This is a genomic window from Frankia sp. AgKG'84/4, from assembly GCF_023242965.2.
Classification (GTDB): Bacteria; Actinomycetota; Actinomycetes; order Frankiales; family Frankiaceae; genus Frankia.
Window position 1 is genome coordinate 1 of record NZ_JALKFU020001232.1, and the last position, 2,445, is coordinate 2,445.

General features: G+C 75.6%; 1 protein-coding gene and 2 pseudogenes. 1 reads left to right on the top strand and 2 read right to left on the bottom strand.

Annotated elements, in window-relative coordinates:
* A pseudogene (locus MXD58_RS29100) lies at nt 1-266 on the top strand (hypothetical protein); the annotation flags it as partial.
* Between the two features lie 156 nt (nt 267-422).
* Here the strand turns inward: MXD58_RS29100 and MXD58_RS29105 are convergent.
* Both MXD58_RS29105 and MXD58_RS29110 read right to left on the bottom strand, forming a co-directional pair.
* On the bottom strand, nt 423-1,733 hold the full coding sequence (locus MXD58_RS29105; protein WP_248837226.1) for an NYN domain-containing protein: 1,311 nt from the start codon (nt 1,731-1,733) through the stop codon (nt 423-425).
* A 491-nt stretch (nt 1,734-2,224) separates the two neighbouring features.
* Nucleotides 2,225-2,445, bottom strand: a pseudogene (locus MXD58_RS29110) (hypothetical protein); the annotation flags it as partial.

A 2,445-nucleotide genomic window follows, 5' to 3' on the forward strand; every position in this document is an offset into this window, starting at 1 on the left:
GCGTCAGCCGGTTCTTCGGCTCCGGCGCCGCGCGCGTCCATGCGTTGGACGACGTCTCACTCAAGGTCCGGTCCGGGATCCGCGCCGCGCGCCGCGGGACGCGGGGCGGCGTCGGCGAACATGACGGTGACGACACAGCCGGCGCACCGGACGCCGCGGGCGACGCAGGAATCGCAGTCGATCAACATCGGCCCCACCTTCCCGAGATCCGACCGGCGGCGGCAACGACGCCCGCGCACCGAATTCCCTTCGTCACCGAACGGTAGGACCCGGGTCTGACAATTTTCCGCGGCCGGCGCGGCGGACCGCCCCGGCAGTTTCCGCGGACGGCACGGCGGAACCCCCCGACCGCACAGTGCGCCGGCCCGCGCCGGTGCGCCACGAGCCCCGCGGGAACCGGACGAACGCGGGGGCCAGCCGCGTCAGCGGTGCAGGCGCGCCAGCAGAGCTTCGGACGGCACGGCGCGGGCGCCCCTCGCCACGCTGTTGTCCGCCACCTCCCGGTCGGAGGTCACGACGAACACGGGACGGCCCTCGGGCTCCATCCCCACCAGCCGCACGATCTCCTCGTCCGCCAACCGGCCCGCCCGGCTGAACAGCACCCGCAGCCCGCGCGGCATCGTCACGCCGACCGGCCGGGCGACCACGGCGGTCGCGTCGAACACGACCGTGACCTCGCTGTCGGGATGGCGCCCGGCGAGCGCGCCGACCCCGGACAGCAGCCGTTCCCGCTGTGCCTGCAGGGTGAGCCCGCCGAAGCCGCGCTTGGTCACGTTGTACCCATCGATGATCAGGTGCACGCCGGGCACGGCGAGGACCTCGTCGATGAGGGTCGGATCGTCGTTGGGCCGCCCGAGGGCGCCGGCGAACGCGTGCGGGGTGCTGGTCGGGCCGTCACTGCCGCGGGCAAGCAGGTCGGCCGGCCGGCTGACCATCGTGGGCAGGTCCAGCTCCCGGCGCACCCCGTTGGCCGAGGCGATCAGGGTATCGAGCAGCACCCGCATCCGGGCGTCGTCGACGCTGCGCGAACCGCGGCTGTCCCGGCGAGCGCCCGCCAGCGTCTTCTCCAGCTCCGCGATCCGGGCCCGCAGCCGGCGCACCTCCGACTCGGCCTCCCGCCCGGTCGCGACCGCGCTGTCCCGTGCGGCCTCGGCCGCGGCGACCGACTCACGGGCCGACTCCTCCGCCCGCCGGATGCGCTCGGCGCAGGTGCGCAGCCGGCGTCGGGCGTCGTCCGCCTCGGCGCGTGTCGCGCTCAGCCGGGTACGCAGCTGTTCCTGTTCGTCGGCGGCGCCGCGCTGGTTGGCCGTGAGCTGGTCGGTGAGCCGGCGAATGGTTCCCTCGGCCTCATCGACGCGGCTGCGGACCGCGGCCTCCGCGCTCGACGCGGCGGCCTCGGCGAGCAGGTCCGGCCAGGCCGGCGCCCGGAGCAGGTAGGCGATGGCGGCGATCTTCTCCGGTGGCGCGGCGGGCGGCGGCCCGCCGGGTGACTCGACCGCCTCGGCCACCTCCGGGTGGTGCAGCCGGATCCAGGCGGCGACCCGGCCGCGGAACGCCTCGCCGTCGACGGCGGCGGCCAGCGGCACGGCGCCGAGCCTGGCCCGCCGGGACGGCTTGAACCGTCGCACCGCGGCCAGCGAGGGCGGGACCTCGGACTCGGGCAGGTCGGCCAGGGTCAGCGCGGCGATCTCGACGACGTGGTGGCGCACCGAGGCGGGCAACGGCTGGCTCATCGGGGCCCGTCCGCGAGCCGCGCGGGCACAGCCCAGATCATCGCGCGCCGCGACCCGGCCCAACGCCCACGGACCGTCGGCTCGCGCACGGGCGGGACGACGCCTGCCGCCGGCATCGCCGGCCCGCCCGTCCGGCCTGTGGTCGGCGCTGGCAGGATCCGTGTCGGGGCACGTCGGTCGGTCCGCGCGCAGCGGGAGGAACGAGACGGGCCGCGGCGGCTCGTCCGACCGGCCAGACAGCAGGGCACGCGGGACTCCGGAGCCGACGGGGAAGAACGCTGAAGGTACAGCCTAGCGAGCGGGCCCGGACCTACGCAGGCCGCGGGCGGGTTCCCGAACGACCGCGATTGGCGGATCCGTGTCGGGTCGGGCATTGTCTCATGTGCAAGTTGATTTATGTAGCCTTGCGTGGCGCGTACCCTATGGTCGATTTAATCCGAACGCGGCCTGGTTGCGCCGGAGAGGACGATCGTGACTGACCAGAACCCTCCTCACCAGCCACCGGGCGGTGACGGGAACCGCGAGCCGTGGAACCAGCAGGGCGGTTCCCGGCCGCAGTCCGCCGGCACGCCAGGCGGCGCGCCCGGGTCCGGCCCGACGCCGGCGGGCGGATGGGGCGGCCCGGACCAGTCCGACGACCAGACCCAGCTCGCCTGGTCCGGCGGCAACGCGCCGAGCGGGCCGCAGCCGCCCAGCCCCGGTCCCCCGCAGC